This is a genomic window from Enterococcus sp. DIV2402 (assembly GCF_017426705.2).
GTDB lineage: Bacteria > Bacillota > Bacilli > Lactobacillales > Enterococcaceae > Enterococcus_F > Enterococcus_F lowellii.
In genome coordinates this window covers 1,622,326-1,649,134 of record NZ_CP147251.1, presented here as the reverse complement: position 1 = coordinate 1,649,134, position 26,809 = coordinate 1,622,326, and the positions used below count along the sequence as shown (strand labels likewise).

23 protein-coding genes, 1 tRNA gene, 1 CRISPR repeat array and 1 riboswitch are annotated in these 26,809 nt (G+C 35.4%); of the genes, 5 read left to right on the top strand and 19 right to left on the bottom strand.

What is annotated here, in order from left to right:
• Positions 1-8 precede the first annotated feature (8 nt).
• From purK to DOK78_RS07970, 8 genes are all read right to left on the bottom strand, one after another.
• Entirely contained in the window at positions 9-1,127 is a 1,119-nt protein-coding gene (gene purK / locus DOK78_RS08005) for a 5-(carboxyamino)imidazole ribonucleotide synthase (protein WP_207940852.1), read from the bottom strand.
• Positions 1,120-1,608 (bottom strand): 5-(carboxyamino)imidazole ribonucleotide mutase, encoded by a 489-nt coding sequence (gene purE, locus DOK78_RS08000; RefSeq protein ID WP_207940853.1) that lies wholly within the window; start codon positions 1,606-1,608, stop codon positions 1,120-1,122. Before purE ends, purK begins: the two co-directional genes overlap by 8 nt.
• A gap of 168 nt (positions 1,609-1,776) precedes the next feature.
• Positions 1,777-3,063: a nucleobase:cation symporter-2 family protein gene (locus tag DOK78_RS07995; RefSeq protein WP_207941463.1), complete on the bottom strand. Its 1,287-nt coding sequence runs from the start codon at positions 3,061-3,063 to the stop codon at positions 1,777-1,779.
• Positions 3,056-3,637, bottom strand: a complete 582-nt coding sequence (locus DOK78_RS07990) for a xanthine phosphoribosyltransferase (protein ID WP_207940854.1) — start codon at positions 3,635-3,637, stop codon at positions 3,056-3,058. The genes DOK78_RS07995 and DOK78_RS07990 overlap by 8 nt, the downstream gene beginning before the upstream one ends.
• 77 nt (positions 3,638-3,714) lie before the next feature.
• Positions 3,715-3,810, bottom strand: a riboswitch (purine riboswitch).
• Positions 3,811-3,878: 68 nt separating this feature from the next.
• Complete coding sequence (locus DOK78_RS07985; RefSeq protein ID WP_207940855.1) at positions 3,879-4,586, bottom strand: hydrolase; 708 nt, start codon at positions 4,584-4,586, stop codon at positions 3,879-3,881.
• A gap of 16 nt (positions 4,587-4,602) precedes the next feature.
• Positions 4,603-5,211, bottom strand: coding sequence for a glycoside hydrolase family 73 protein (locus tag DOK78_RS07980; protein ID WP_207940856.1), 609 nt, complete (start codon positions 5,209-5,211; stop codon positions 4,603-4,605).
• Positions 5,212-5,218: 7 nt separating this feature from the next.
• Positions 5,219-6,007: a M15 family metallopeptidase gene (locus DOK78_RS07975; protein WP_207940857.1), complete on the bottom strand. Its 789-nt coding sequence runs from the start codon at positions 6,005-6,007 to the stop codon at positions 5,219-5,221.
• Between the two features lie 20 nt (positions 6,008-6,027).
• Positions 6,028-6,540, bottom strand: coding sequence for a hypothetical protein (locus DOK78_RS07970; RefSeq protein WP_207940858.1), 513 nt, complete (start codon positions 6,538-6,540; stop codon positions 6,028-6,030).
• Positions 6,541-6,668: 128 nt separating this feature from the next.
• On the opposite strand from DOK78_RS07970, the gene DOK78_RS07965 reads away from it, so the two are divergent.
• Positions 6,669-7,613: a Gfo/Idh/MocA family protein gene (locus DOK78_RS07965; protein ID WP_207940859.1), complete on the top strand. Its 945-nt coding sequence runs from the start codon at positions 6,669-6,671 to the stop codon at positions 7,611-7,613.
• Positions 7,614-7,633: 20 nt separating this feature from the next.
• Here the strand turns inward: DOK78_RS07965 and DOK78_RS07960 are convergent, their stop codons facing one another.
• On the bottom strand, positions 7,634-8,608 hold the full coding sequence (locus DOK78_RS07960; RefSeq protein ID WP_207940860.1) for an aromatic acid exporter family protein: 975 nt from the start codon (positions 8,606-8,608) through the stop codon (positions 7,634-7,636).
• 89 nt (positions 8,609-8,697) lie between these two features.
• Here DOK78_RS07960 and DOK78_RS07955 point away from each other — a divergent pair, with 89 nt between their 5' ends.
• Positions 8,698-9,288 (top strand): FUSC family protein, encoded by a 591-nt coding sequence (locus tag DOK78_RS07955; protein ID WP_207940861.1) that lies wholly within the window; start codon positions 8,698-8,700, stop codon positions 9,286-9,288.
• Between the two features lie 20 nt (positions 9,289-9,308).
• Here the strand turns inward: DOK78_RS07955 and DOK78_RS07950 are convergent, their stop codons facing one another.
• From DOK78_RS07950 to DOK78_RS07935, 4 genes are all read right to left on the bottom strand, one after another.
• Positions 9,309-12,713 (bottom strand): FtsX-like permease family protein, encoded by a 3,405-nt coding sequence (locus DOK78_RS07950; protein ID WP_207940862.1) that lies wholly within the window; start codon positions 12,711-12,713, stop codon positions 9,309-9,311.
• 11 nt (positions 12,714-12,724) lie between these two features.
• Positions 12,725-13,426 carry an ABC transporter ATP-binding protein gene (locus DOK78_RS07945; RefSeq protein ID WP_207940863.1) on the bottom strand — a complete coding sequence of 234 codons (702 nt, stop codon included), beginning with the start codon at positions 13,424-13,426 and terminating at the stop codon, positions 12,725-12,727.
• A gap of 335 nt (positions 13,427-13,761) precedes the next feature.
• Positions 13,762-14,995: direct repeats of the CRISPR family, unit length 32 nt; unit sequence ATTTCAATCCATGCAGTCACGAAGACTGCAAC.
• 282 nt (positions 14,996-15,277) lie between these two features.
• Complete coding sequence (nagA, locus tag DOK78_RS07940) at positions 15,278-16,432, bottom strand: N-acetylglucosamine-6-phosphate deacetylase (RefSeq protein ID WP_207940864.1); 1,155 nt, start codon at positions 16,430-16,432, stop codon at positions 15,278-15,280.
• Positions 16,433-16,509: 77 nt separating this feature from the next.
• Complete coding sequence (locus DOK78_RS07935; protein ID WP_207940865.1) at positions 16,510-17,334, bottom strand: helix-turn-helix domain-containing protein; 825 nt, start codon at positions 17,332-17,334, stop codon at positions 16,510-16,512.
• Between the two features lie 127 nt (positions 17,335-17,461).
• Here DOK78_RS07935 and DOK78_RS07930 point away from each other — a divergent pair, with 127 nt between their 5' ends.
• Positions 17,462-17,641 carry a DUF2187 domain-containing protein gene (locus DOK78_RS07930; RefSeq protein ID WP_207940866.1) on the top strand — a complete coding sequence of 60 codons (180 nt, stop codon included), beginning with the start codon at positions 17,462-17,464 and terminating at the stop codon, positions 17,639-17,641.
• A gap of 34 nt (positions 17,642-17,675) precedes the next feature.
• On the opposite strand, the gene DOK78_RS07925 is transcribed toward DOK78_RS07930, so the two are convergent.
• Positions 17,676-18,893, bottom strand: coding sequence for a pyridoxal phosphate-dependent aminotransferase (locus DOK78_RS07925; RefSeq protein ID WP_207940867.1), 1,218 nt, complete (start codon positions 18,891-18,893; stop codon positions 17,676-17,678).
• A 199-nt stretch (positions 18,894-19,092) separates the two neighbouring features.
• Between DOK78_RS07925 and DOK78_RS07920 the strand changes: the two genes are divergently transcribed.
• A tRNA-Leu gene (locus DOK78_RS07920) sits at positions 19,093-19,175 on the top strand.
• A gap of 129 nt (positions 19,176-19,304) precedes the next feature.
• Complete coding sequence (locus DOK78_RS07915; protein ID WP_207940868.1) at positions 19,305-19,745, top strand: MepB family protein; 441 nt, start codon at positions 19,305-19,307, stop codon at positions 19,743-19,745.
• Positions 19,746-19,847: 102 nt separating this feature from the next.
• Here the strand turns inward: DOK78_RS07915 and DOK78_RS07910 are convergent, their stop codons facing one another.
• From DOK78_RS07910 to glgA, 5 genes are all read right to left on the bottom strand, one after another.
• Positions 19,848-20,048 carry a cold-shock protein gene (locus tag DOK78_RS07910; RefSeq protein ID WP_016174801.1) on the bottom strand — a complete coding sequence of 67 codons (201 nt, stop codon included), beginning with the start codon at positions 20,046-20,048 and terminating at the stop codon, positions 19,848-19,850.
• Between the two features lie 176 nt (positions 20,049-20,224).
• The gene (locus tag DOK78_RS07905) at positions 20,225-20,884 is read right to left on the bottom strand and encodes a hypothetical protein (protein ID WP_207940869.1); all 660 of its coding nucleotides are present in this window, start codon (positions 20,882-20,884) and stop codon (positions 20,225-20,227) included.
• 113 nt (positions 20,885-20,997) lie between these two features.
• Positions 20,998-22,869, bottom strand: coding sequence for a glycoside hydrolase family 13 protein (locus tag DOK78_RS07900; protein ID WP_207940870.1), 1,872 nt, complete (start codon positions 22,867-22,869; stop codon positions 20,998-21,000).
• Positions 22,850-25,294, bottom strand: coding sequence for a glycogen/starch/alpha-glucan phosphorylase (locus DOK78_RS07895; RefSeq protein WP_207940871.1), 2,445 nt, complete (start codon positions 25,292-25,294; stop codon positions 22,850-22,852). Before DOK78_RS07895 ends, DOK78_RS07900 begins: the two co-directional genes overlap by 20 nt.
• Positions 25,295-25,377: 83 nt before the next feature.
• Entirely contained in the window at positions 25,378-26,808 is a 1,431-nt protein-coding gene (gene glgA / locus DOK78_RS07890; RefSeq protein WP_207940872.1) for a glycogen synthase GlgA, read from the bottom strand.
• Position 26,809 lies beyond the last annotated feature (1 nt).

Here is a 26,809-nt window from a genome sequence, read left to right as displayed (position 1 = left end):
TTCTCCTCTTAATCCCAAATTTTTGTTTTTTCGATTTCTTCTAAAGTTTGCTGCACATCTTCAGTGACAATGGTAATATGCCCCATCTTTCGTCCTTTTTTAGCTTCATTTTTGCCATAATAATGAAATTGCCAGTCAGGCTTACGTGCAATCATTTGATACGTTGCTGCTAAATGCTCGCCTAAAATGTTGACCATCACAGCATTACTTAATAAATGCGCATCTGCTAATGGCCAGCCACAAATACCACGAATATGCGCGTCAAATTGACTCATACTACATGCCTCAATAGAATAGTGACCCGAATTATGTGGACGTGGTGCTAATTCATTGACATAGATGCTACCAGTTTTAGTTAAAAATAATTCAATTCCTAAGACACCGCGTAAATCTAACGCTTTCGCAATGACTTTGGCAATTCGTTCTACTTCTTTGGCTACATCTTGAGGAATATTTGCAGGCGCAATAGTTTCATGCAAAATATTATTGCGATGAATATTTTCAACCACTGGGAAAGTGGTATATTCTCGACCATTTCCTGCTACCATAATTGATAGTTCTTTATCAAAGGGAATCCATGCTTCTAATTCACATGTTCCTTCACGTAATAAATTCATTGATGATGCAAGGTCTGTACGACTTTTTAAAACATATTGACCTTTACCGTCATAGCCACCACGCGTTGTTTTTAAGACACACGGATAACCAATATGCTCAATCGCATCTTGAATATCGGTAGGACTAATAATTGTAGCATATGGCGCGATGACAATATTATTTGCCTCTAAAAAAGATTTTTCTAACAAACGATCTTGAGTAATTGCCAATAAATCGGTTCCTTGAGGTACATCGCAAAACGGTAAAATGGCATTTAGTGCTTCCACACTAACATTTTCAAATTCATACGTCATAACATCGCTTCGTTTTGCCATTTCTTCTAACGCTAAAATATCATCGTAGTCAGCGATAATATGCCAATCAGCAATTTGTGCTGTCGGACAGTTTTCCATGGGGTCTAATACTCCTACACGAAAACCCATTTGTTTTGCACTTATGGTCATCATTCGACCCAATTGACCGCCACCAACGATTCCAATCGTTGCACCCGGCATCAAAGGTTTAACCAAGTTGATCACTACTTTCCATTACTGATTCTTCCATTTGTTTACGTTTTTGAGCAAGTTTTTCTGCTACCTTTAAATCATACATTGAAAGCATCTGTGCCGCAAGTATTCCTGCGTTGATTGCACCAGCTTTTCCAATTGCTGTTGTCGCAACTGGTACCCCACCTGGCATTTGTACAATTGATAATAAGGAATCTAACCCATTTAATGTTCGTGATTGCACCGGAACACCAATTACTGGTAACGTAGTTTTCGCTGCAATCATCCCCGGTAAATGTGCCGCTCCTCCTGCACCAGCGATAATTACTTTCAACCCATTTTCACGAGCATTCTCAGCAAAAGAAAACATAAAATCGGGGGTACGGTGTGCGGAAACAACTTTCTTTTCATACGGTACGCCTAGTTCATCTAAACTATCGCAAGCACCTTTCATTGTTTCCCAATCTGAGGTGCTCCCCATAACAACAGCAACTAAAGGTTTCATTTTCTAAACTCCTTCTCATTTATTCTTTTTCATTTTAGCAATCGAAAAAAACAAAGTCAAAACATTAACGAATAATTTTAAATAAAAACTACCCATTGTTCGTCATATAACAAAATTATTCTTTTTCATAAAAAATACGATAGTCTCTCAACTATCGCATTTCTATAATTATTCTTTGTTTTTGACTCCATTTAAGATCAAGTTCAAAACAACTGCTGTTAAACTGCTCATAACAATTCCGTTGCTTGTAAATAATTGTAATGTTTGTGGTAAACGTTCAAATAGTTGTGGCATCATATTAAATCCTAGACCACAACCAATCGATACTGCAACAATTAATAAATTTCTATCATTGTTGAAATCCACTTTTGCTAACATACGCATTCCTGCAACAGCTACCATGCCAAACATTACCAACATACCTCCCCCTAAAACAGGTTCTGGAATAACTTGGGCCAAAGCACCAATTTTAGGAAATAGACCTAAAATAATTAAAAAGATAGCAGCAAAATAAATTGGTAATTTGGTTTTGATTCCTGAAAGCTGAACTAGACCAACGTTTTGTGAAAATCCTGTATGAGGAAATGTGTTAAAAATTCCGCCTAATAAAATAGCTAAACCTTCAGTACGATACCCGCGTTTTAAATCTGCGCCAGTTACTTCTTGTTCAGTAATATCACCTAAAGCAAAATAAACTCCTGTAGACTCAACCATACAGACAATCACAATAATAATCATTAAAACAATTGATACAAGGTCAAATGTAGGCATTCCAAAATAAAAGGGATGTGGAATTTGAAAAACAGGTGCTTGACTAATCGCTGAGAAATTGACATTCCCCATGAAATAGGCTAATAACGTGCCGCCAGCTAATCCAATCAAGACGGCAATCGAACGAATAAATCCGCGACCAAAGGCTTGAACGCCAATAATTAGTGCAATCGTTACAAAAGCTTGAATTAAGTAACTTGGTTCACCAAAATTACTCATAGAGACATCGCCACCACCCATTTTACTAATCGCTACAGGAATTAAGGTCAAACCAATAACGGTAATAACGGTCCCCGTAACAATTGTAGGAAACAACACTCTAATTTTAGAAAAGATTCCAGCCGTTAAAATTAAAAATAAACCTGCGACAATAATGGAACCAAATAATGCACCAATACCTGCTTGAGAACCAATCATGATAGCTGGTCCAACTACTTGGATTGCACAACCCAAAATAACGGGTAACCCAATTCCAAAATACTTTGTTGCAGTTAATTGTAACAAGGTTGCCAATCCACACATGAAAATATCCATTGAAATTAAGTACGTCATCTGTTGCGCATCCATGCCCAATCCTGTACCAATCAATAGCGGAACGGCTACTGCTCCTGCATACATTGCTAATAAATGTTGTAAACCAACTAGAGCTGCTTTGCCATTCTCTTCATTTGTCTGATTACGCATCTGCTTCACGGAAGGCTACCTCCCCATCAGCTAGTGATGCAATACGTGCCAACGATACAACACGAATTCCCATATCTTCTAACAATTGACGACCGTCTTGGAAGGATTTTTCAATCACAATCCCAACACCTTCCACTTGTGCACCTGCTTGGCGACATAATTCAATCAACCCTTTTGCTGCTTGACCATTCGCTAAAAAGTCATCAATAATTAATACTTTGTCTTCATTACTTAAAAATTTACGTGAAATTGAAATAGTACTTGTCACTTGTTTTGTAAATGAATAAACAGAACTAGTTAATAACTCCTCATCCATCGTTAAACTTTTGGCTTTACGAGCAAAAATCATTGGGACGTTTAATTGTTTCGCTGCGTATAATGCAGGAGCAATACCTGATGCTTCGATCGTTACAACTTTAGTGATACCACTTTCTGCAAATACTTCTGCAAAACGAGCACCCATTTTTTCCATTAATTCAGGATCAACTTGGTGAGTGACAAAACTATCGACTTTTAACACACCTTCTCCTAAAACATTTCCATCTTTTTGAATACGACTAACTAATTCTTCCATCTTTACAAACTCACTTTCCTTTATTTTAATAAAATAAAAAGAGCACCTCTTTGCGAATACAGCAAAAAAGGTGCACAAACAAACACTTTTTTACCTATAGTCCGATATTCCGGTATCGGGTAGAAACTGTCGACCTATTACGACGATATATAAGTAAGAACTAATTATGAAAAACACAACCATCATTATGCCTATAAATTGAATAAAATACAAGTAAACTCAATCATAAATTTGGAATTTCTCATTTTTGTTCGTTTTTAATGTGATTTTTAAATTCGGATCGTTCTTTTTCACGATAAAAATCCATCTTCTTACTGAATAACTTTCCATTAGAAGGTGGCGTATACGTAATGGCATTCGCCCCAGCTTCAATTGTTTCACGAATGCTTTCTTCAGTTGGTCCACCTGTAGCCATAATTGGTAATTCTGGATAGATTTTTCGGAAATGACGGACAGTATCTGCTGTTTCTTTTCCTGCGCTGATGTTAATAATTTTGACTCCCGCTTCAATTTTTTCATCAATTAGTGTATATTTACTAGTCACTGTACTAACTACAGGAATATCTACCACATTACAAACTGCTTGAACAGTATCCAGTGGTGTAGGTCCATTTAAAACGACACCAATTGAACCTTGTGCTTCAGCAAACAGACTCATATAAGAAGCTCGTGTTCCTTGAGTTAAACCACCACCCACTCCAGAAAAAACTGGAATGTCTGCTGCTTCAATAATACTTTTGGTAATAGCTGGATGCGGGGTAAATGGATAAACCGCAATCACAGCATTTGCATTTGTATTGCGAATAATCGCAATATCTGTCGTAAAAATAATAGATTTAATTTTTTTCCCAAAAATAATAATTCCACTCGCTTCATCAATTATTTCTGGTACTTTGACAATGTCTTTTCTCAATTCAGTGGTGATATTCGGAATAAATTTTTCACTCATCGCACAACAGCTCCTTTTAATCGTATTGATTAAGTTGATAGGTTTCAATCACTTCTTTAATTTTAGCAGCATACCCTGGATCCGTTGCATAACCTGCTTCTTGCAAAGCATCTGCTGCAACTTCATAATTTGGAGCAGTTAGAACTTTTTCATATTTTTCAGGACTCCAATCCACCCCGTTGACAAACAGCATGGTATGGTCATCCATTGACTCTTCCCAAGAATTATAAACACGAAAATCACCTTTGATGGTAATCCATTGTTCATTAACAAATTCTTGCGTGTCCAGTGTTACTTTATTTTGGTCTCCGTATGCTTTTATGCCAAATAAATTATTATACTCTTTAGATAATTGACTGTTTCCCCAGTTTGATTCTAAAATAGCTTGTCCAATAACAATACTCGGTAAAATCCCATACCCTTCTTGTAATTCTTTGGCATGAGGTAACAAACGAGAAATAAATTCTTCTTTGGTCATCTCTGAATTTTCTTCATATGCATACATATTTTGTGATAAATTTGGATTTGTTAAACTACGTAACGAAAAAACAAATGCTCCACCAATCATAATAAACCCAATCAAAATGGCAGGTAAACGAAGTGTTTTTTTCTTTCTTCTACTCATATACACCCTACTTTTCTTTTAATAAGTCAATGTACTCTTCTAGTGTCAGGTGATTTTCTTCGATATACTTCGCATGCTCTACACCAACATAACGAAAATGCCATGGCTCATACGTAATTTTAGTAATATCTTCTTTTCCTTCAGGATAACGAACGATAAATCCATATTCTCTGGCATGCTCTGCCAACCATTTTGCTCCTGGTTCGTCGCCGTAAGCTGGTTCTAACAAAACACGTGGATAATTTTGTTGCCAATCGGTATCTACCACGTCGATAGCTAATCCGGTATGATGTTCGCTATTTCCTGGTTCAGTTGAAGTCTTTTTCGTCTCTGTAATGGCTTCTTTTTCAGATAATCCTTGCGACATATACTGATAAACAGCATCATTAAATACTTGCTCTTGATAAGAGACAGAACGATAGGAAGACACTAGCGCTAATGGATAGCCCGCTTGTTCTGCAGCTTGTGTTAGTTGCTGATAAGGTTCAATGACACGGCGATCTAATTGCATCACGCTTCCAGGAATTTCTACAAGGTTATCTTGTGGAATGTCTTTTTCTAATGGATGCTCAGGACCGACTAGAATTAAATTCCAATCATCAATCGAACCGTCAGGAAGTATATCTTGCTTTGTTTCTTGTTCTTTTTCTTTTTTCTGTGTCGTCTCTTTTTCAGAGGCTATAACCGAAGAATCAGCATCTTCGATTACCACTTTTCTTGTAACAAAACGATTAATCCCATAAATGACGATAATACCTATTATGATCAAACTAACCGTCTTTACTATTTTTTTCAACAACCTTTCCCCTCTCACTTTTACTTATTATACGTTTCTTCTAAGTTTTCGTTAACCCAGTCTAATAAAGCAACTTGCTCATTTTCTAATTGTTGTTGAATATATGCTGGCAAGCGGAAAGTGAGAATATCATCAAAGCCCCATTCATCATAGGCAATCCCTACACGTAAGTTTAAGTATTGACTTGAACTATTTTCCTCTTTTGATTGAATCATTTCAACCGTCCCAAGACCGATGTTTAACCACTTGCGAGCAATTGCTGTTTTCATTTTTCGATAGTCACTTACAGCAATGCCACGTTTTTCTGGATAGATAATTGTTTGACGCAAAATCTTTTGTAATAACATCCATTCATAATCACTAAACAAATTTTTTACTTTTTGATTCTCTTCGGGTGCTAAAGAATCGATACCTTTTTTCCAGTTCTCCCATTTTTCAGAAGAAATTCCTAAATTATTTTCATAAAATAACACTTCAGTGCCGTATTGTTCGTAAATAGCACTCAAAATCAATTCAATATATACATCATGCATAAGCAATCCCTCCATCTTCCATTCTACTCAAATTTTATGATAAAAGAAACTTTTTCGCTACTACCTTTTCTCAATTTTAAACTAATTCTGTTATACTAAGGATATCATTAGTAAAAGGAGAAGATAGAATGACAAATTATCGTTGGGGAATTATCGGTCTAGGTGATATTGCGCATCAATTTGCAGCAGATTTTAAAAGTGAGACTAGTGAAATTTACGGTGTCGCAGCTAGAAAATTATCTAAAGTGCAAGCATTTGCAGAAAAATTTTCCATTCCGAATGTTTATGAAACAGTTGATGATTTATTAGCTGATGAAGCGATTGATTTTGTTTATATTGCCGTACCAAATAATGTCCATCATCACTACATTATGGCCGCATTACAAGCAAATAAACATGTTTTATGTGAAAAAGCAATTACGATGAACAGTGAGGAATTGGCCGAAGAAATTGCTCTTGCAAAAGAGAAAAACCTTGTACTACAAGAAGCAATGACCATCTTTAACATGCCACTTTACCTTGAATTAAAAAAAATCGCAGATAGTGGTAAATTAGGTAAATTAAAACTAATTCAAGCGCCTTTTGGTAGTTATAAAGATCCTGATCCAACCAATCGCTTCTTCAGTCCAGAGTTGGCGGGTGGCGCTTTGTTAGACATTGGAACTTATGCTGTATCTTTCGCACGCTTTTTCTTATCTGAAGCGCCTGATGTGTTATTCAGTAACGTTCTGCCGTTTGAAACAGGTGTAGACGAACAATCAATTACTGTTTTACGCAATAAAAAAGATGAAATGGCTACAGTTAGTCTAGCTTTCCAAGCAAAAATGCCTAAAGAAGGGATTGTCGCCTACGAACATGCGTACATTACTGTTGACGAATACCCGCGTGCTGATAAGGCTGAAATTAATTATCGTGACGGCCGCAAAGAAGTGATTGAAGCAGGCGATACTGCTGAAGCATTAAATTATGAAATTCAAACCCTAATCGACACTGTTGAGGGAGCCGATAATCGGACGCTACCACTTACAACAGATGTTATCCGTATTTTAGATGATATGCGTCGGTTTTGGTAAAAAGCAAGACAGCCGTTTGTTTAAGCGGCTGTCTCTTCATTCAGTTTAGTAATAGATTTTGAAAACTCAGCTTTAATCTCAATAAAACTTTTAAAAGACTGAAGAAATTGGAAGAGTCGTGCACGATTTTCAAACTCTTCACGATTCCGAGGCAAAGTTTTTGAACGATACACTTGATAAACCAAGTCAATACGTTTTAAAATTTCTTTCCCATCATTATCCTCATCAAATGTCGCAGCAGTGAAATTTAAAAGCAATCTCAAATCCTCTACCAACACCTCTTCTACTTGAATACCATCGAGTAATTGAACCATGTCTGATAATATTCTAACTTGCGTCCGTCGCATAGAGAAATATTCTTCATAATAAGCATCTTCTACCTGCCACTGATTTTCTTGGTACATTTGTGCTCGTCGTTGATCTTCACGAATAAATATCAATAACTTATCACACGAATTTTTTAGCGTATCTCGTGAGGGGTGATTTAACATCGCAGCCATACCTGATAAAATATGACGAAAACTGTCTTCTATTTTTTCTTGATCTTCTTTTAATTGTTTTTCAATATTAGGCATGTACAAATTAAATGCTAAAGCAAAACCTACACCAATACTCATTAAAAGTAGTTCATTAATTAAAAGCGGTAATGAATACGACTGCTCCATCATATAATGTGTGACTAATACTGAATTAACAACAATACCATCTGTTAAATGAAAGGTAGCCGATACAGGAATAAAAAATAATAAATAAATACCAAATGCGATGGCATTATAACCAATCACTTGAAAGCATACAAAAGATATCGCTGTCGCAATTGCCAGAGAAGCTAAGCGTCCTAAGCCAGTGTATAAGGAAGCTTTTTTTGTATTTCCTACACTTAATATTGCAATAATTCCTGCTGCTGGCGCATAAAGTAAATTTAATACATTTGCTAAAAGCATGGATAAAATAGCGGCTACTGCCGTTTTAATCGTACGCAGTCCAATTCTCATATAAGTTCCTCCCTACATAAGGAATTATACTAAACCTTTTGTGTTTTCTCTATAGATTCGTTATTATTAAATGAAAGGGGGCTATTATTGTGCATATTGGCCGTTTTCGACTTGGCATGAGAACATTCAAATCATCTTTGTCTGTGTTAATTTGTATTTTAATTTTCGAATTTTTTAATCGTGGCGAACCTTGGATTGCTTCATTAGCAGCTGTTTTTTCATTACGTCAAGATTTAACAACTACCTTTAATTTTGGTAAATCACGGGTTCTCGGAAATACTATCGGTGGGATTGCAGGTATTTTATATTTGTTACTACAACAACGATTTACTGAACATTTTCTTGTTGAAATTATCGCTTTACCTGCTCTAGTGGCATTAGTGATTGTTGTATCAGATGGTATTAATAATAATGCTGGGATTATTTCTGCCATTGCAACCATTCTATTAATTACTTTAAGTGTTGCTCCTGGAGATTCTGTCAATGTAGCGATAGATCGTATTTTCGACACATTTATAGGTACTTCTGTGGCAATTGGCCTTAATTTCATTTTGCGTCCACCTAAACCAGAAGCTGAAGAGGAAATAAAAGAAGATCTTATCGTATTAAAAAACAAAGAAGCCGAACTTCAAAAACAACTACAAGAAATTCAAGAAAAAATTGAAAACCAAAAAAAATAAGAGACTGGCATGCCAGTCTCTTATTCATTTGATTTTAACGCTTCAATCATATCAACTTTTTTCAACTTCAAATACATGACAATTCCTACAACTAACGTAAAGAAAGTCGTAATGCAACTCGCATATATATAGCTGATTGAATGAATCGTTGGCGAAAACATCAGCATATCCATCTCTACTGTTTGTAAAACATACCCGTGTAATAAAATCCCCATTGCTAAGCCTACAAGAACACCAAAGAACGTTAAGAAAATGTTCTCACGATAAATGTACATCGTTACTTCCTTATCATAAAAGCCTAACACCTTAATGGTTGATAATTCTCGAATCCGTTCAGAAATATTAATATTATTCAGATTATAAAGCACAATAAACGCTAATAATCCAGCTGAAATAATTAATACCCAGACGACAATATTTAATGTTCCTGTCGTTTCGTCTAATGCAGTAGATGAATCAGACAAGAAACTAACATTAATGATGTCTTCTTGCTCCATCAATTTTTCTGCAACTTGTTTTTCTTGCTTTTTCGTTTGTTCATCTTTGAAGACAACTAAATCTGTATTATACGTGGGTTGCTTATCAAAAACTTCTTCAAAAGTTTTTGGTGTTAAATAAGCAAAATGACCGACATAATTTTCAACAATTGCCGCTATTTTCACTTTAAAAGTTTGATTATCAGCATTTTTCAAGGTAAAAGTATCCCCTTCAGATAAATCAAAAAGAGTGGCTAATTTTTCATTTATAATCGCTCCATCATCTGTTAAATAAGATTCTTTTCCTGTTTGACGATTGTTAAATAAAACAAAATCAGACAATGCTTCAAGATTTTCTGGCACATATACCGTCACATCTTGACTAGTTATTCCTGTTTTCTCCATTGTCAAAGTTTCCGAACCAATTGCTAAATGTGTCTGATAATCATCAAATTGTTCAAGTTTATCCAAATACTTTTGATACGCTACTTCTGTTGGTTGTTCTTTAAAAGTGACAATTCCTTGATAGTGCCAAATTTTTGAAAATTGAATCGGGACTACATCACTAATAGAGTCCCGTAAACCAAAACCTGTCAGAATCATCGCTGTACATCCTGCAATACCAAAAATAGTCATAAACATCCGTGACTTATAGCGAAATAAATTTCGCATCGTTACTTTTTGAATAAAACTCATGCGTTTCCATAATGGCGTTAAATATTCCAATAAAATTCGTTTTCCTGCTTTTGGCGCTTTCGGACGTAATAACGTAGCAGGCGAACTGAATAAATCCACACGCAAGGCAACCAACGAAATGCCCACTGTACAAACTAATGCAACGACAATACCAATACTACTATAACCTACATACCATGGCGTCATAAATTCTTTAATATTGTACAACTGTCCATAAGCGCTAATGATAATTGTTGGGAACAGATAAAAGCCCACTGCTAAGCCTAATAAACTTCCTAAAAGTCCGGCAGATAAAGAATACAACAAAAATTTTTGAGAAATCTCGCCATTTTTATAGCCCAATGCTTTCAATGTACCAATTTCTACACGTTTTTCTTCAATCATTCGTCCCATGGTTGTTAGACTAACCAGTGCTGCTATTAAAAAGAAAATCGTTGGAAAAACAGTAGCGATTGATGAAATTCGATTCGCATTCTCCTTGTATTCAGCGTATCCAGGATTACTTTCACGATCAATTAAAGTAAAGGATGCTGGCTTTAATTCATCGATCTTTTTTTGTTCAGAAGCTAATGTCTCTGTCGCTTCTTTGAGTTTTGGTAGCTCTTTTTCTTTTTGCTTCGTAAATTCTGCTAAGCCCTCATCATATTGCTTTTTACCAGCTTGCCATTCTTTCTCAGCTGATTCTAATTGATTAGCTCTACGTTCTTCTTCTACAGCAAGGGTTTGTTTCCCTTCTGCGAGTTGCTGCTTCCCATCTGCTAATTGTTTTTTTGCCTCTTCTATTTGTTGCTTTCCTTCATCTAATTGTCTTTGCCCTTCTTTAAGTTGTTGCTGTCCTTGGGCAATTTCATCCACTCCAGCTCCTAATTGCGCAAGATTTTCTTCAAGAGTAGCAATTTGAGAATCAATCATTCCTCCTAAACTACGAATATCTGCAACAAGCATTAACAATGATTCCGATGAAAGTTCATCAAGAATCTGTTGAACTGTAGTTAGCCATTCATTATCCTCTGGCAATTGTGTTAGCAACAATTGTAAACTCACTCGCAGATCATCCAACAATTGATCCAGCTCTTCTTCAGGTACCTCATTGACCTGTGAAGTTAAATGCTCAATATCTTTAAAGGTTTGTTGTGCTATTTGTAATTGATTAAGAGCTTCTTCTAACTGAGTGCGCTGTGCTTCTAATTGCGAAAGTTGAGCTTCGTATGCATCTAAAGATCCGGATTGACGATCGACTTCACGCTGACTTTCATTTAAAATTTGTTCATTTGCAGCGAGTTCTTTTTCTGCTTCAGTAATTTGTTGCTCTCGTGTTTGAATTTCAGCTTTCGCAGCAGCTATTTTTTCATCATAGGTTTGTTGTGCTGCTTCTAATTCCGTCTGCCCTTGATCCAATTTTTCTTTTGCTTGTTTCAATTCCTGTTCAGCTTTTTCTAATTGTTCTTCGCCTTCTTGAATTTTTTGGCGATTTTTTTCTAATTCACGATTTGCAGCTTCCTTAATTTCAATTAAGCGAGCTTGTTTTCGAGGCTCCAGCCAGTCTTCTAACTGTTCTTGATTTTTACCCATGAGTTTCGTATATTCGTCAGAATAAGCAGTCACTGTCTGTACATTTTTAAATGACAACAGCATTCGTGAATAGGCATCCATTTGAAAAGCTTCTTCTGGTAAAAGCGCAAAATAATCAATAGCACCATTTCCTACATTTGTATTTCCACGTTTAGCATTGTCAATAAACTCTGGTGTTGTCGCAAAACCAACAATTTTATATTGCTGTTGCTTTAAATTATTTTCTGAATCATCATTTTTTTGAACCTCAAAGGTATCTCCTAATTTATAGTATTCTTTCGCACGAGTATCCAAAATAATTTCATTTTCTTTTGGTAATTTACCTGATTCCAGCACAGGTACGTTCATTGTATCTGTTAGACTATAAAAACGAACAACTTCATTTTTTTCTACTAAATGCATATCTAATACATATTGTGGAACTACCGATTCAATATTTTTTTGTTTTTCTAAGTATGTTTGATCTTCTTCTGAAAACCCAAGACTAGAGTACACTGTGATATCAGATAACTGCTGCTTTTTGTAATAATCATCAGCAGACTGAATCATATCTGGACCTGTCGCACCAATCCCTACAAAAAAAGCGACACCCAAAAAGATAATTCCTAAAATAGAAAAAAAGCGTGCAGGCGATTGCTTGATTTCCCGAATACTACTTTTAAGGAGAGCTGTCTTTTTCATTGCCTTCCTCCTTACCATTCAATATGAGCAATTGGTGTTGGTGTTTCATTATGCTCAATACTACGAACTTTTGCATCATTAATACGAATAACACGATCCGCCATTGGAGCAATCTGAGAATTATGAGTAATAATTATCACGGTTGTTCCTGTATTTCTTGCAGTATCTTCCAAAATTTGCAAAATCTGTTTTCCAGTCTCATAATCCAATGCGCCTGTGGGTTCATCACATAACAACAATTTCGGTCTCTTAGCCAAAGCTCGCGCAATTGTAACCCGTTGTTGTTCTCCTCCTGATAGTTGTGACGGGAAATTATTCATACGATTTCCTAAACCTACTTGCGTTAAAATTGCTTCTGCATTCAACGCATTTTCCACAATTTGTGCAGCTAATTCTACATTCTCTTTTGCAGTCAAATTAGGAACCAAATTATAAAATTGAAACACAAAACCTACATCATCCCGGCGATATGCTGTTAGTTGCTTGGCATCATAATTTGCAATATCTACACCGTCAATGATTATCTGACCACTATCACAACTATCCATGCCACCTAATATATTCAAAACTGTTGATTTTCCCGCACCACTCGGTCCTAAAATCACAGCTACTTCGCCTTTTTCAACACCAAAAGTGACACCATCATTTGCCATGATTGTCGTATCACCCATCTGATATTTTTTTACTTCATCAATAACTTCAATGTAACTCATTTGCCCTCCCCCTTTTTCTTTAGTTTAACACAAACAAATAAAAACACAGACGTTTTTTTACATATAAAAAAACGAGAATCAATTCAATTCTCGTTTCTTTAAGCAATACTTTGATTCTGAAGCCCACCTAATAATTATTGATTAAATAAATTTTGGTTAACCAGTTCACTATTTATTACTCAAAGGATTTCTAGAGATGGTAGTTCGTATGATTAGATAGACTTTTAATAAAAGATGCTTGCGGAAAAATATGTAGTGATGACCTGTTTAATTGATGTCGTTATGGAGCCTACGACGACGTGAGAAGCAAACTAATTATGGCGATAGTTTACGTATTTCAATTCGTTGCAGTCACGAAGACTGCAACCAAGAGTACATCAATAAAAATTTGCTCACGAAAAATATTTCAATCCATGCAGTCACGAAGACTGCAACAACCAGCGTAATTCATGATGGTTGCTGATCGTGCATTTCAATCCATGCAGTCACGAAGACTGCAACGTTGATTTTCTGGGCGCTCTCTCCCCCAATATATTATTTCAATCCATGCAGTCACGAAGACTGCAACGAAAACTCAATTTCAGGTGTTGTGCTTAATGGTTTGATTTCAATCCATGCAGTCACGAAGACTGCAACTATTACAGAGTAGATGTAACTGAAAGCCCAAGTAGATTTCAATCCATGCAGTCACGAAGACTGCAACGCCTCTCGTAAACTAAAGCGACTCACAGGCGTTGAATTTCAATCCATGCAGTCACGAAGACTGCAACGAACCAATTAAAATACGATACGATAAACTTGTGATTTCAATCCATGCAGTCACGAAGACTGCAACGGCAGTCAAAGTGGCCGAACAGTAGATGTTCGAGAATTTCAATCCATGCAGTCACGAAGACTGCAACATAGAGTTTAACAGTATTGTCACTTGCATCTGTAATTTCAATCCATGCAGTCACGAAGACTGCAACCGGCACGATCGAATGAACTATCGTGGGCAACAAAAATTTCAATCCATGCAGTCACGAAGACTGCAACGATGCTTCCAGTGTGATTAATGAATCTAGGACAGGTATTTCAATCCATGCAGTCACGAAGACTGCAACGACAACACGGCAAATGGTACATACCAATTATAGTAATTTCAATCCATGCAGTCACGAAGACTGCAACGGAATACAACACTTTAGACGAGTTGTTAAATAGCATTTCAATCCATGCAGTCACGAAGACTGCAACACAAAATAAAAATAACCCGCATGAGGTAAGCAAAATTTCAATCCATGCAGTCACGAAGACTGCAACTCTCTTATCTTATACCTAACCAACAATGCCATCGATTTCAATCCATGCAGTCACGAAGACTGCAACAATTGAGGACGAAGAGGACGCAGACGACCTTATCATTTCAATCCATGCAGTCACGAAGACTGCAACTTCATATTATCTAAAATATCATCTAAATCATCACTAATTTCAATCCATGCAGTCACGAAGACTGCAACATTTTCAAAATCTTCTTGAGTGTAGCGTACTTTCTATTTCAATCCATGCAGTCACGAAGACTGCAACGGCGATTAAAAGTAAAAAAATAGCAAACCTTCCTATTTTTTGATGAATATCGCCCAATTATATGTATTTTTCTTTTAAAATCGAATATAATCGTATTTATCTCTCATCATTTTCTCATTTATAGGATATTTCATGGTGCGAATCTCCTAGAGAATTTCTGGGAGCTTGGGATTCGCACTAATCTCACTAAATGAAGTAGTTTCTTTTAATTCATTATATCATTTAACTATGACGACTTACTATAAAAAAACAGAGCGAAAAATATTCACTCTGTTTCATTTATTATTTAGATGCATCGAAGCGTTTAATACCGTCTAAATAAGTAGCTTCAAGTGTCATATCTGAATTTAGAACGATGAAGTCTGCAGCACGGCCTTTTTTAATCATGCCACATACATCATCAATTTTACAACTAACAGCTGGTACTAAACTTGCCATCATAACTGCTTGTTCAGGTGTTGCCAATCCCCAATCAACGACATTTTTGATAGCTTCTTTTAGTTTTAAAATACTTCCTGCTAAATTACCTTCTTGCAAGCGAGCAGTTCCATTTTCAACAACTACCGGAAACTCTCCTAAAATATAATTTCCATCAGGCATTCCACCAGCCATCATACAATCTGTAATTAAAGCTACATGATCATGCCCTGCTTTTTCCATCAATACTTCTGCTGCTGCTGGATGAACATGATGACCATCACAAATCAATTCAGAAAAAACGTCATGCAAACTTAATAATGCTCCAACCATACCAGGTTCACGATGGTTCAATCCACGCATTCCGTTAAACGCGTGCACAAAAACGCTCGCTCCAGCTTCTACTGCCTTAGAGGCATCTTCCAATGTGCCGTTGCTATGTCCTAGAGAAACAACTACACCTTCGTCTGTTACTTGCTTAACGAATTCTTCAACACCTTTACGTTCAGGAGCTAAAGCAATTTTTTTGATTATGCCGCCAGAAGCTTCTTGCCACTCATGAAAAGTATCAATATCAGGATCACCGAAATAGGATGGATTTTGTGCCCCTTTGTATTCCTCTGTAAAAAATGGTCCTTCAAAATAAATTCCTTGAATCTTAGCACCAGTTACATCCTTGTGAACACGACCAATCGTTTCAGCCACATCGCGTAATAATTCTTTGCTAGAAGTTAAAGTTGTTGGTAGAAAAGATGTCACCCCACAAGATAACAAGGCATCTGACATCACCTTAATACCTTCTGCATCATTGTCCATTACATCATGATTCATATAACCATGAATGTGCGTATCTACCAATCCCGGTGCAATCCATTTGCCCGAATAATCAATCAACGTTACTTCTTCTTCAGGAAGTTCAGAAGTGTACTCTCCAAATTTTTCGCCAACAATTTCTAAATATCCAGGCCCTTTTACCATTGATTTCAAGAAAAATTTATCTGCACTTATAAAAGTTCTCATTTGACTCGCTCCTCTTTATTTTTTCTACCCTAAAATTACTCTTATTTTCCTTAGAAGTCAAGAAAGGTCTACACCATTTATCGAATTTTTGATACATAAGTAGCTAAAGATAAATATTCTTTCGATTCTTCTATAAGATTCATTTTTTGGCAAATAACACCTGATAACGAAAAGAGTTCTTCCAAATAATAATGACTGCAACGTTGCTGTGCCCATAAAATGCCTTGTTCTGAAACTTCTAGTGCTTGTTCATATTTTTCCATTTGGAATAAGAAACTTCCATAATTATAAAATATCTTTGTTAACTCAAAACTGGTTAATTCAGTTGGTAATAATTCGATTAATTCGTAACTTGTTTCCAAATAAAAGGAAGCTTTCTCAATATTCCCAGCATCGCCGAAGACACGACCTAAACAGCTTAATAATTGAATTTCAATAGAGGAACTATTTTCGTTTCCTTTATTATATGTATATGATAATCCCTTTTTCAGAGATTGAATGGAAGCATCATACGCTTGGTATAAAAAATATTCACAACTTCCTAAATAGTAATAATAAAGTTGAAAATCTGTATCTAAATAAAGATGATCCATCAAACGGGAGTTTTCTAGTAAATCTTCCATTTTTTGATATTCTTGATGAATTAAATAGTAGTGTACTTGACTAAACAAAAATTTAATTCGTTGTATTTCTTCAGACTCTGAATGTAAAACTTGGTCCAAAGTTACATTTAATCGTTGACAAATACTCTGTAAAACCATCACATTGGGAATTTCTACGCCATTTTCTATGCGGCTTAAAACACTTTGAGCACAAATCCCTTGAGCTAGCATTTTTTGAGTCATTTTACGTTCTTTTCGTAAGCGCTTGATTGTTTCGCCAAAAGTTTCAGATGTTGACATCGTACTTCCTCCAAAATATGCGAATTAGCATTTTATTTTTTATTTATTTTAACACATAATGTTAAAAAAGGAAGATTTTATCGAAAAACGTTCGGAATTCTTCATTATTTAGATCGGAGTGACACGTATGGAAACGAAAACAAACGTAACATTCAAGTGGGAAAACCTAACTTTATTTGGCTTTATTGAACGAGAATACGAAAATTCATTTTTAATACAAGTTAACGAACCTTCTAAAGAAATCATGGATAAATTTAGTGGCCGTATGGTCATTAGTAAAAAAGTTTGCGAAAAAATTTCCGAATAAAAATGGAGCAGCGATTATTCGCTCCTCCATTTTTTTATTTTTGTTTATAAGTTGCTAAAAATTCATGCATTTTATCTGCAGTTAGTTTTAATTCTTCCACATTTGGCAAATAGACAATTCTAAAATGATCCGGCTGTTGCCAATTAAATCCACCACCATGCACCATCAATATATGATGCTCGTGAAGAAAGTCTAAAACAAATTTTTCATCATCTAAAATGTTAAAGCGTTTCGTATCGATTTTAGGGAACATATAAAAAGCAGCTTTTGGTTTCACAGCAGATAATCCTGGAATATCATTAATTGCTTTATGGATAAACTCACGTTGTTCATAAATACGTCCCCCTGGCAATAATAATTTATCGATACTTTGATAACCACCTAATGCCGTTTGAACAATTTGTTGTGACAACACATTTGAACACAAACGCATCGAAGATAACATATTTAAGCCTTCAACATAATCTTTAATATGTCTTTTATCTCCACTAAGAACCATCCAACCAACACGGAAGCCTGCCACACGATGAGATTTAGATAAGCCACTAAATGTTACGACTGGACGATCTGGAGCTAGCGTAGCAATAGGAATATGTTGATGACCATCCATCAATAGACGGTCATAAATTTCATCAGAGAAAATAATTAAATCAAATTCACGGGCAATTTCAACAATTTGTTCTAAAATTTCTTTTGGATAAACCGCTCCAGTAGGATTATTAGGATTGATTAAAACAATTGCTTTTGTTTTAGAAGTGATTTTTGAACGAATATCCGCTACATCAGGATTCCATTCACTCTCTTCATCACAGATATAATGGACAGGTTTGCCACCAGCTAATGAAATAGAAGCTGTCCATAAGGGATAATCAGGCATTGGTACTAAAATTTCATCCCCATTATCACATAAACCTTGCATTGACATTGTAATTAACTCACTGACACCATTTCCAGTATAAATATCATTAATAGTCACATTGGGGAAATTTTTCAATTGACAATATTGTTCGATAGCTTTACGTGCTGAAAAAATACCTTTTGAATCAGAATACCCTTCTGATTCTCTCACGTTCATAATCAAGTCACGAATAATTTCGTTTGGAGCTTCAAACCCAAATGTTGCAGGATTCCCTGTATTTAATTTTAAAATACTGATTCCTTCTTCTTGCATGCGATCTGCTTCTTCTAACACAGGCCCACGCACGTCATAACTAACACCTTCAAGTTTGCTAGATTTTTCAAAATTTCTCATAGTAGAACCCTCTTTTCATAAATATACATAATGTATATTGAACTGTATTGCTGCGTCTTCCATAGAACTTTTTTTCAGTGTACCTATTATAGCAAATTTTCTGAAAAAACGGGAAGTATTATTATTCATTTTTACTAAAAAAGTAAGAATTGTAGTATTGACAAATATCCAAATAAAAAGTAAGATTTTAACTGTTACTGCGGACGTGTTGGAATGGCAGACAAGCATGATTGAGGGTCATGTGAGCGTATGCTCGTGTGGGTTCAAGTCCCATCGTCCGCATTTTGTCATCACTAGGAATAGTGATGTTTTTTTATATTTATCGATGTTTCCTTCCTGTAAAAAATAAACATTCGTCTTATCCTAATAACAAGTCCATAAATAACTTATGAGAATTAAGGAGATATTTCAATGAAATCAACTGATATATTACAAAGAGTATTTGGAAACATTGAAATTTATTCTTTAGAACAACAAAATTCAGCGTATGAAGGCTGTCTCTTCTACTCAAAAACAAAGGATATCATCATAAGAACCCGTCTGGCAAAGAAGACATCAAAAAAAGCAGGCTATTTTGTGACGTTTTGGGAAAAGGATGCACAAGCAAACAATACACCTTTTAAAGCAGAGGATAGTCCAGAACTGTTAGCAGTAGTGATTGATGATGGAAATAAAAAAGGAATTTTTACTATTCCAAAAGAAATTGCTGTAGAAAAACAGATTTTATCTACAGCAGACCAAAATGGTAAAATGGCCATGAGATTTTACCCAGTGTGGTGCCATAATTTAAATCAAACTGCCTTGCAAACTCAAAAATGGCAATTACACTATTTTAAAAATTTATCAGAATAAATAACTTTATTCTCTCTTCATGAAAACTAGTGTAACAATGCTAGTTTTTTTATTTTTAGAAACAAAAAAAGTCAACTATCTGAACGATAGCTGACTTGATAATTAACCTTTAACGATGTTTGTTGCTTGAGGTCCACGTTGACCTTCTTCAATATCAAAAGTTACTGCTTGACCTTCTTCTAAAGTTTTGAAACCTTCGCCTTGGATAGCTGAGAAGTGTGCAAACACATCTGTTCCATTTTCTGCTGTGATAAAGCCAAAACCTTTATCTGAGTTAAACCATTTTACTGTACCGTTATTCATAACGTACCTCCAAATTACACATCATATGTGTTTATTTTGTAATAACGAGTGAAGTGCAAATAGAAGTGCGTATCATTTTTTATAAAGATAAACATATTATAGTTACATATCAAAAAGTATTACTTACGTAGTTTAACACGAATATTTTATGAATGCAAATAGATTTCCTTATTTTTCTACTTTTTCTTTGAATTTGCACGATATTGACTGCGAGTCATTTTGACGGAAGAATTGGAATTGAATTTACGAACAGCAGGATCAGTATCTTTGCGAGTTTGATACGCAGCAGGTTCTGTATCAAATAAGAGATACTCGTCTTTTTTCATAGAATTCATCAAATCCTCTTCAGAAATTGCAGGTGCATATTCGTCTTGAATAATTGATGTAGGAATATATTTAGGAACAAATGGCGATTTTTCAGTCGTTTCTTTGTTAATTGATGGACGCGTGACTGTTTCTGCTCTTTTTTCTGTCACCTGATACGTACTGTGCGCAACTGTATCTCCAAACAAACGCTTTTTCCCTGTTGGTGTTACTTCGGGCTGATACTTTTTATTATAGTTGGGTAAATTCTGACGATGCTTACTTAATTCATCACGTTGGCGAATGCTCTGTCCCGCTTTTTCCTGACTTACTCGAGGTGAACGACGTAATGAACGTTCTTCATTATTTTCAACAGAAACTGTGTGTGGATGCTTCGCTGCTTCTGTAAGAATCCAATTATCATCACTTTTAAAAGTAGGTCGTTTATTCTTAGGCTGCAATTTTACGCCTGCCTCATCTGAATAAGCCGGAAAACGTGCATGTTTTCGTTTAATTTCTTCATATTGTGCCATTACTTTCATTCCTTTTATCACAGTTTTTTTTATGATAACATAAATATCTATGCTTCAACAGCTCTAATCCTAAAAAACAGAGGCAAACAAGATGTCTGCGCTCTGTCGTAAGTTTATACAAGTTGTAATTGTTCTTGATTCATTTGGAAACGTTCAATTTTTTCTTTCTTCTCTTTGCTACTGATTAAAATATAACTATTTTCAGCAATCGAGCGTCCAACCAAACGACGGTTCACTTCTTGGGTCAAAGATGTTTCTTCTGCAATAAAATGTAGTTTTTTATTAACATGTTTTGGATAATTAGTTGGATTCATTATCACAGCTACATATTCATTCTTATCTCTTCTTAAAATACCAAATAATTCATCTGTATAGAAGAAACTCAAATCACCATGAATTAATACTTCATAATTATTACGATATTCTACCCATTTCCGACAATTATCATATATTTCACGATCGATTTGGCTCCAAGGGAAAAATTTGCGATTTTCAGGATCCTTCGCTCCAGTCAAACCAGCCTCATCGCCATAATAGATACATGGAACACCTGGAGATAAAAACATAAACCCAAATGCTAAATCTAATTTTTTTGTATGGTTGCCAACCATAGTCAAAATACGCTCCGTATCATGAGTACCAATATTATTCAAATTATTGTAAAAAATATCCCGTGGATAATTTTCATATAGTCGTGTCAATGACTTCGCAATTTGTTCTGGGGAGCTTGTCTCATTCAATAATTCAATGGCACTATCACGCAATGGATAGTTCATCACGCCTTGCAAATGATCCCCTAAGATATATTCACGTCGTACATCATAAGATACTTTATTTGAAGCATCTTCCCATACTTCGCCAATTAATACACGATCTTCATAATTGTTTAAGTTTTTGCGAATACCTGCAATAAACTCATCGGGTAATTCGTCAGCAACATCCAAGCGCCAACCATCAACACCCAGTTGATTCCATTTTGTTAACACACTATTTTCTTCTCCAAAAATAAACTTTTGGAACTCTGAGTCGTGCTTATTGATTTCTGGTAAATCTTTAATTCCCCACCATGATTCATATTCATTTGGATAATTAATAAAATTAAACCAAGAAAAATATTCACTATGACGATTTTGAAATGCGCCAACATGTGTGCCATAAGTACCGTTTGCATTGAAATAACGACTATTTTGTCCAACATGACTAAACACGCCGTCTAAAATAAGATGCATATCATTTATGTGTAAAATATCAATTAATTCTTTAAAATCTTCCTCCGTGCCTAAAACAGGATCAATTTTAAAGTAATCAGATGTATCGTAGCGGTGATTACTACACGCTTCAAAGATAGGGTTTAAATAAATTCCTGTTATCCCTAGCTCTTTTAAGTACGGAATTTTTTTAATGATTCCTTGTAAATTCCCTCCAAAAAAGTCCCAACGTAAAATATCGCCATTTGGACCTTTTACATATAATGGTTCATCCTCTTCAGTTGCATAAATAAACGTGTTTGGTTTGGGTGAATTAATTTTTTTATCTTCATTTCCATTGAAAAAACGATCTGGAAATATTTGATAAAAAATTCCATTACGATACCAGTCTGGTGTGCGTTCTGCTTCTTTATAGCAAGTAATTTGAAAATCCCAAATAGTGGCTGGTTCATCATACAAACGGCCTTCTCCACCTTGTTCACTTGCACCATAATATTCAACAAACACTTGATCGTTTACTTTCGTATGCACTTCAAAATGATAGAAATAAAGACCTTTCCCTTGATTAAAGAAATACTCATATGAGTAAAAGCCTTCTTCTTGTTTTTCCATAAAAATTCGTTGTTCTGGTTGATGATCCTTATGCATAACCAAATAAACTTGTAAAATGTCCTCGGCGATTACCTCAATAGATAATCGCACGAGTCCATTTTCTTTGACTGCTCCAAAAGGATGTTTATGATAGCTTTGCCAAGGATTAAAACGGATTAAAGACATTGCTGGTTCCCTCTTTTTCTGTATGCGCAAAAATTGGTTCAATTTGCCAAATATCTTCTGCATATAGTCTTACAGTATCATCAGAAGAAAAACGTCCAGCATTTGCAATATTTACTAGACTAATTTTACGCCATAATGATTGATCTTTGTAAGTTGCATCAATTCTTTCTTGCGCTCGACAATAATCATCAAAATCACGCAGCAAGAAATATTCATCATTGTAGCGAAGTAATGAATCATAAATTTCGCGTCCTTCATACCCAATATTTGGAATAGTTCCATCAATAAAGGCATCCACTACGCGTCGGATTACCGGGTTCTCATCATAGATTTGGTGAGAGTAATATTCATGATTTTCATAATATGCGTACACTTCTTCTTCAGTTAACCCAAAAATACAAATATTTTCATCGCCTACAGCATCTCGAATTTCTACATTCGCACCATCTAAAGTTGCTACTGTTACAGCACCATTTAACATTAACTTCATGTTACTTGTACCAGATGCTTCTTTTGATGCCAATGAGATTTGTTCACTCACATCTGCTGCTGGAATGATACGTTCTGCTAAGGAAACATTGTAGTTTGGTAAAAAGACAATTTTAATTTTATCTTGAATAGAAGCATCGTTGTTAATCATATTTGCCACTTCATTAATGGTCTTAATGATTGCTTTGGCATAGGTATAACTTGGTGCAGCCTTCGCACCGAAGATAAACACACGTGGATGAATATCTAACTCAGGATTATCTTTCAAGTCAAAATACAATTTTAGAATGTGCATTAAGTTTAATAACTGACGTTTATACGCATGCAGACGTTTGATTTGTACGTCAAAAATTGCATTTGGAGATACAGTAATTCCAGTTGTTTCTTGAATGTATTCTGCCAATTCTTCTTTCTTTTGATGCTTAGCTTCAGCTAATTTACCCAGCACTTTTTCATTATTTTGATAATTCATCAATAATTTCAAGTCAGACGAATCTTTACGCCATGTTTTACCAATCGTTTCATCTAATACATGAGATAAAGGCTCATTAGCTAATTGTGACCAACGACGCTGTGCAATTCCATTTGTTTTGTTGTTAAAACGGTCTGGATAAACTAAATAGAAATCATGTAACACAACTGATTTTAATAGATCAGAATGCAGTTTTGCGACACCATTGGTACTATGACTACCAATAATCGATAAATTAGCCATGTGTACTTGATCGCCTTGAATGATACGTGTGCGTTGAATTAAATCTTCAGGATGGATACCACGCATTGAATCAACATAGCGACGATCAATTTCTTCAATAATTTGATACATACGCGGAACAATTTGTTTCATCAAATAAACTGGCCATTTTTCTAGAGCTTCTGCCATAATAGTATGGTTTGTATAGCTCATAACTTTAACAGTAATGTCCCATGCTTGTTCCCAATTAACGTCATTCTCATCGATTAAAATACGCATTAATTCTGGAATACATAATGCTGGATGTGTATCATTGATATGAATTGCGACTTTTTCACTTAATGCAGACCAAGGTTTATTTAATTTTTGGAAATAACGCACAATACTTTGTACCCCTGCTGAAACAAAGAAATATTCTTGAATCAAGCGAGTCATACGGCCTCTTTCATTTGAATCATCTGGATACAATACAGCCGTTAAATCTTCATATACACGTCGTTCTTCGATACTCTTATATTTACCTTCTTCTGAAGCCGGAATTTCAACACTCCATAAACGCATAGTGTTTACAATGCCATTTTGATAACCTACCATTCCAGTATCATATGGAACTGCACGTAAGATAATTTCATTTTCTGCAACAGGTTTTAATTGCCCATGTTCATTTTCTTTTAAATAAACATTTCCTGCAAAATGTACATTGACTGCTTTACTCGGGCGACGGATTTCCCATACATTCCCATTATTTAGCCATTCATCAGGTAATTCCACTTGATAGCCATCAACAAATTGTTGTTTAAACAAGCCGTAATCATAACGAATACCATTTCCGTTTCCAGGTAAACCACTTGAAGCAATAGAGTCCATAAAACATGAAGCTAAACGGCCTAAACCACCGTTTCCAAGTGCCATATCTTTTTCAACATCTGCTAAATCATCCAAGTCTACATCTAAATCTGACAATGTTTCACGCACTAAATCTAATAATCCTAAATTTAGCAAGTTACTTTTTAACATTTTGCCTGGTAAAAATTCAATGGAGAAATAATAAGCTTGTTTTTGTTCTTCCTTTAAATAATTTTTCCAAGTTTCACGCCAGTTATCGTTATAAATAGCTTTCACTAAACTACCTAAAGTAAAAAACAACTCATCTGCTGAGGCATCTTCTAATTCTACTGCATAGCTTTCTCTTATGCGTTGTCGCAATTCTTCTTTTAAATTTTCCTTTGTTAAAATGGTCATTACCCCCTGTTTCTAAAAACAGGCTGAAACATTGAATAATTCAACGCCTCAGTCTGCCTGTTTCTAAAACTTTTTTTATTTTATTACACTATGCTCTCATATAAAGCAAGGTATCCGTCACAGCTAGTTTCCCAACTGAAATCTTTTGACATCGCATTGCGACGTAATTTATCCCAAGCCTCTGGTGAAGAATAGTATAAATCAATAGCTTTTTGTAAACACTGCATTAAATTATATGATGTAAAATCTTGGAATCCAAATCCTGTACCTGTGCCTTCTATCGGATTAAATGGTTCAACGGTATCTCGTAAACCACCAATTTCATGAACAACAGGTAATGTTCCATAACGCATTGAAATCATTTGTGACAAGCCACAAGGTTCAAATGCAGATGGCATCAAGAAAATGTCCGCTCCGGCATACATTTTTTGAGCAAGCTGAACATCAAAAGAAATGCTAACGGAACACTTTTCAGGATATCTTTCAGCAATCGATTGGAATCGATTTTCAAAGACTGGATCGCCTGTTCCTAATAGAACAAACTGAACATCAAACTGTAATAAGTTTTCTAATTCGTCTAATACTAGATGGAAACCTTTTTGATAAGTCAAACGACTAACAACTGCAATTAATGGTACCTCTTTAATTGGACGTAGACCCATTAAACGTTGCAAGTCTTCTTTATTCGCTGCCTTACCGGATAAATTATCCACAGAGTATGCGCTCACCAAAGCAGGATCTGTTTCAGGATTATTGATATCATAATCAATTCCATTTACAATTCCACTTAATTTGCCACTTTCCATACGCAAAATCACATCAAGTCCAGAACCAAACTCTGGAGTCTTGATTTCATTGGCATACGAAGGACTTACAGTATTTACACGATCTGAATATAAAATTCCAGCTTTCATGAAGTTTAATGCATCGCCCATCCGAATGGTTCCATCATCATACCGTTCTCTTCCCATGCCAAATAAATCTGGCAGGACGTTGCCACTATACTGACCTTGGAATTCGATATTATGGATTGTTAGCACCGTATGAATATTGCGATAAGCTTCAATCCAATTATATTTTTCTTTTAATAAAAATGGAATCATTGCTGTGTGGTAATCATTGACATGTAGAACATCTGGAATAAAATCAATTCTTTCCATCAATTCAATAATTGCCATTTGGAAAAATGCGAAGCGCTCACCATCATCATAATAACCGTATAAACTTTCACGATCAAAGTAATACAAGCTATCAATAAAATAGTACGTTACGCCATTTAGTTCCAGACGTTTCACACCACAATACTGGCTACGCCATCCAACAGAGATCGTGAAGTTCAATACATCTTCACATTGCTCTTTATATTTCAGAGGCATCTTAGTGAAATAAGGTAAGACAACTATTGTTTCAATACCTTTTTTCGTTAATTCTTTTGGTAGTGCACCTGCTACATCGCCTAATCCGCCTGTTTTAAAAAACGGGGCGCATTCAGCTGCCGCAAATAGAAGTTTCATT

Bases quoted from the DNA above. Each gene is read 5' to 3' on its own strand.
- purE (WP_207940853.1), bottom strand. From the start codon at position 1,608: ATGAAACCTTTAGTTGCTGTTGTTATGGGGAGCACCTCAGATTGGGAA.
- DOK78_RS07995 (WP_207941463.1), bottom strand. From the start codon at position 3,063: ATGCGTAATCAGACAAATGAAGAGAATGGCAAAGCAGCTCTAGTTGGT.
- DOK78_RS07990 (WP_207940854.1), bottom strand. From the start codon at position 3,637: ATGGAAGAATTAGTTAGTCGTATTCAAAAAGATGGAAATGTTTTAGGA.
- DOK78_RS07985 (WP_207940855.1), bottom strand. From the start codon at position 4,586: ATGAGTGAAAAATTTATTCCGAATATCACCACTGAATTGAGAAAAGAC.
- DOK78_RS07980 (WP_207940856.1), bottom strand. From the start codon at position 5,211: ATGAGTAGAAGAAAGAAAAAAACACTTCGTTTACCTGCCATTTTGATT.
- DOK78_RS07970 (WP_207940858.1), bottom strand. From the start codon at position 6,540: ATGCATGATGTATATATTGAATTGATTTTGAGTGCTATTTACGAACAA.
- DOK78_RS07965 (WP_207940859.1), top strand. From the start codon at position 6,669: ATGACAAATTATCGTTGGGGAATTATCGGTCTAGGTGATATTGCGCAT.
- DOK78_RS07960 (WP_207940860.1), bottom strand. From the start codon at position 8,608: ATGAGAATTGGACTGCGTACGATTAAAACGGCAGTAGCCGCTATTTTA.
- DOK78_RS07950 (WP_207940862.1), bottom strand. From the start codon at position 12,713: ATGAAAAAGACAGCTCTCCTTAAAAGTAGTATTCGGGAAATCAAGCAA.
- DOK78_RS07945 (WP_207940863.1), bottom strand. From the start codon at position 13,426: ATGAGTTACATTGAAGTTATTGATGAAGTAAAAAAATATCAGATGGGT.
- nagA (WP_207940864.1), bottom strand. From the start codon at position 16,432: ATGAGAACTTTTATAAGTGCAGATAAATTTTTCTTGAAATCAATGGTA.
- DOK78_RS07935 (WP_207940865.1), bottom strand. From the start codon at position 17,334: ATGTCAACATCTGAAACTTTTGGCGAAACAATCAAGCGCTTACGAAAA.
- DOK78_RS07930 (WP_207940866.1), top strand. From the start codon at position 17,462: ATGGAAACGAAAACAAACGTAACATTCAAGTGGGAAAACCTAACTTTA.
- DOK78_RS07925 (WP_207940867.1), bottom strand. From the start codon at position 18,893: ATGAGAAATTTTGAAAAATCTAGCAAACTTGAAGGTGTTAGTTATGAC.
- DOK78_RS07915 (WP_207940868.1), top strand. From the start codon at position 19,305: ATGAAATCAACTGATATATTACAAAGAGTATTTGGAAACATTGAAATT.
- DOK78_RS07910 (WP_016174801.1), bottom strand. From the start codon at position 20,048: ATGAATAACGGTACAGTAAAATGGTTTAACTCAGATAAAGGTTTTGGC.
- DOK78_RS07905 (WP_207940869.1), bottom strand. From the start codon at position 20,884: ATGGCACAATATGAAGAAATTAAACGAAAACATGCACGTTTTCCGGCT.
- DOK78_RS07900 (WP_207940870.1), bottom strand. From the start codon at position 22,869: ATGTCTTTAATCCGTTTTAATCCTTGGCAAAGCTATCATAAACATCCT.
- DOK78_RS07895 (WP_207940871.1), bottom strand. From the start codon at position 25,294: ATGACCATTTTAACAAAGGAAAATTTAAAAGAAGAATTGCGACAACGC.
- glgA (WP_207940872.1), bottom strand. From the start codon at position 26,808: ATGAAACTTCTATTTGCGGCAGCTGAATGCGCCCCGTTTTTTAAAACA.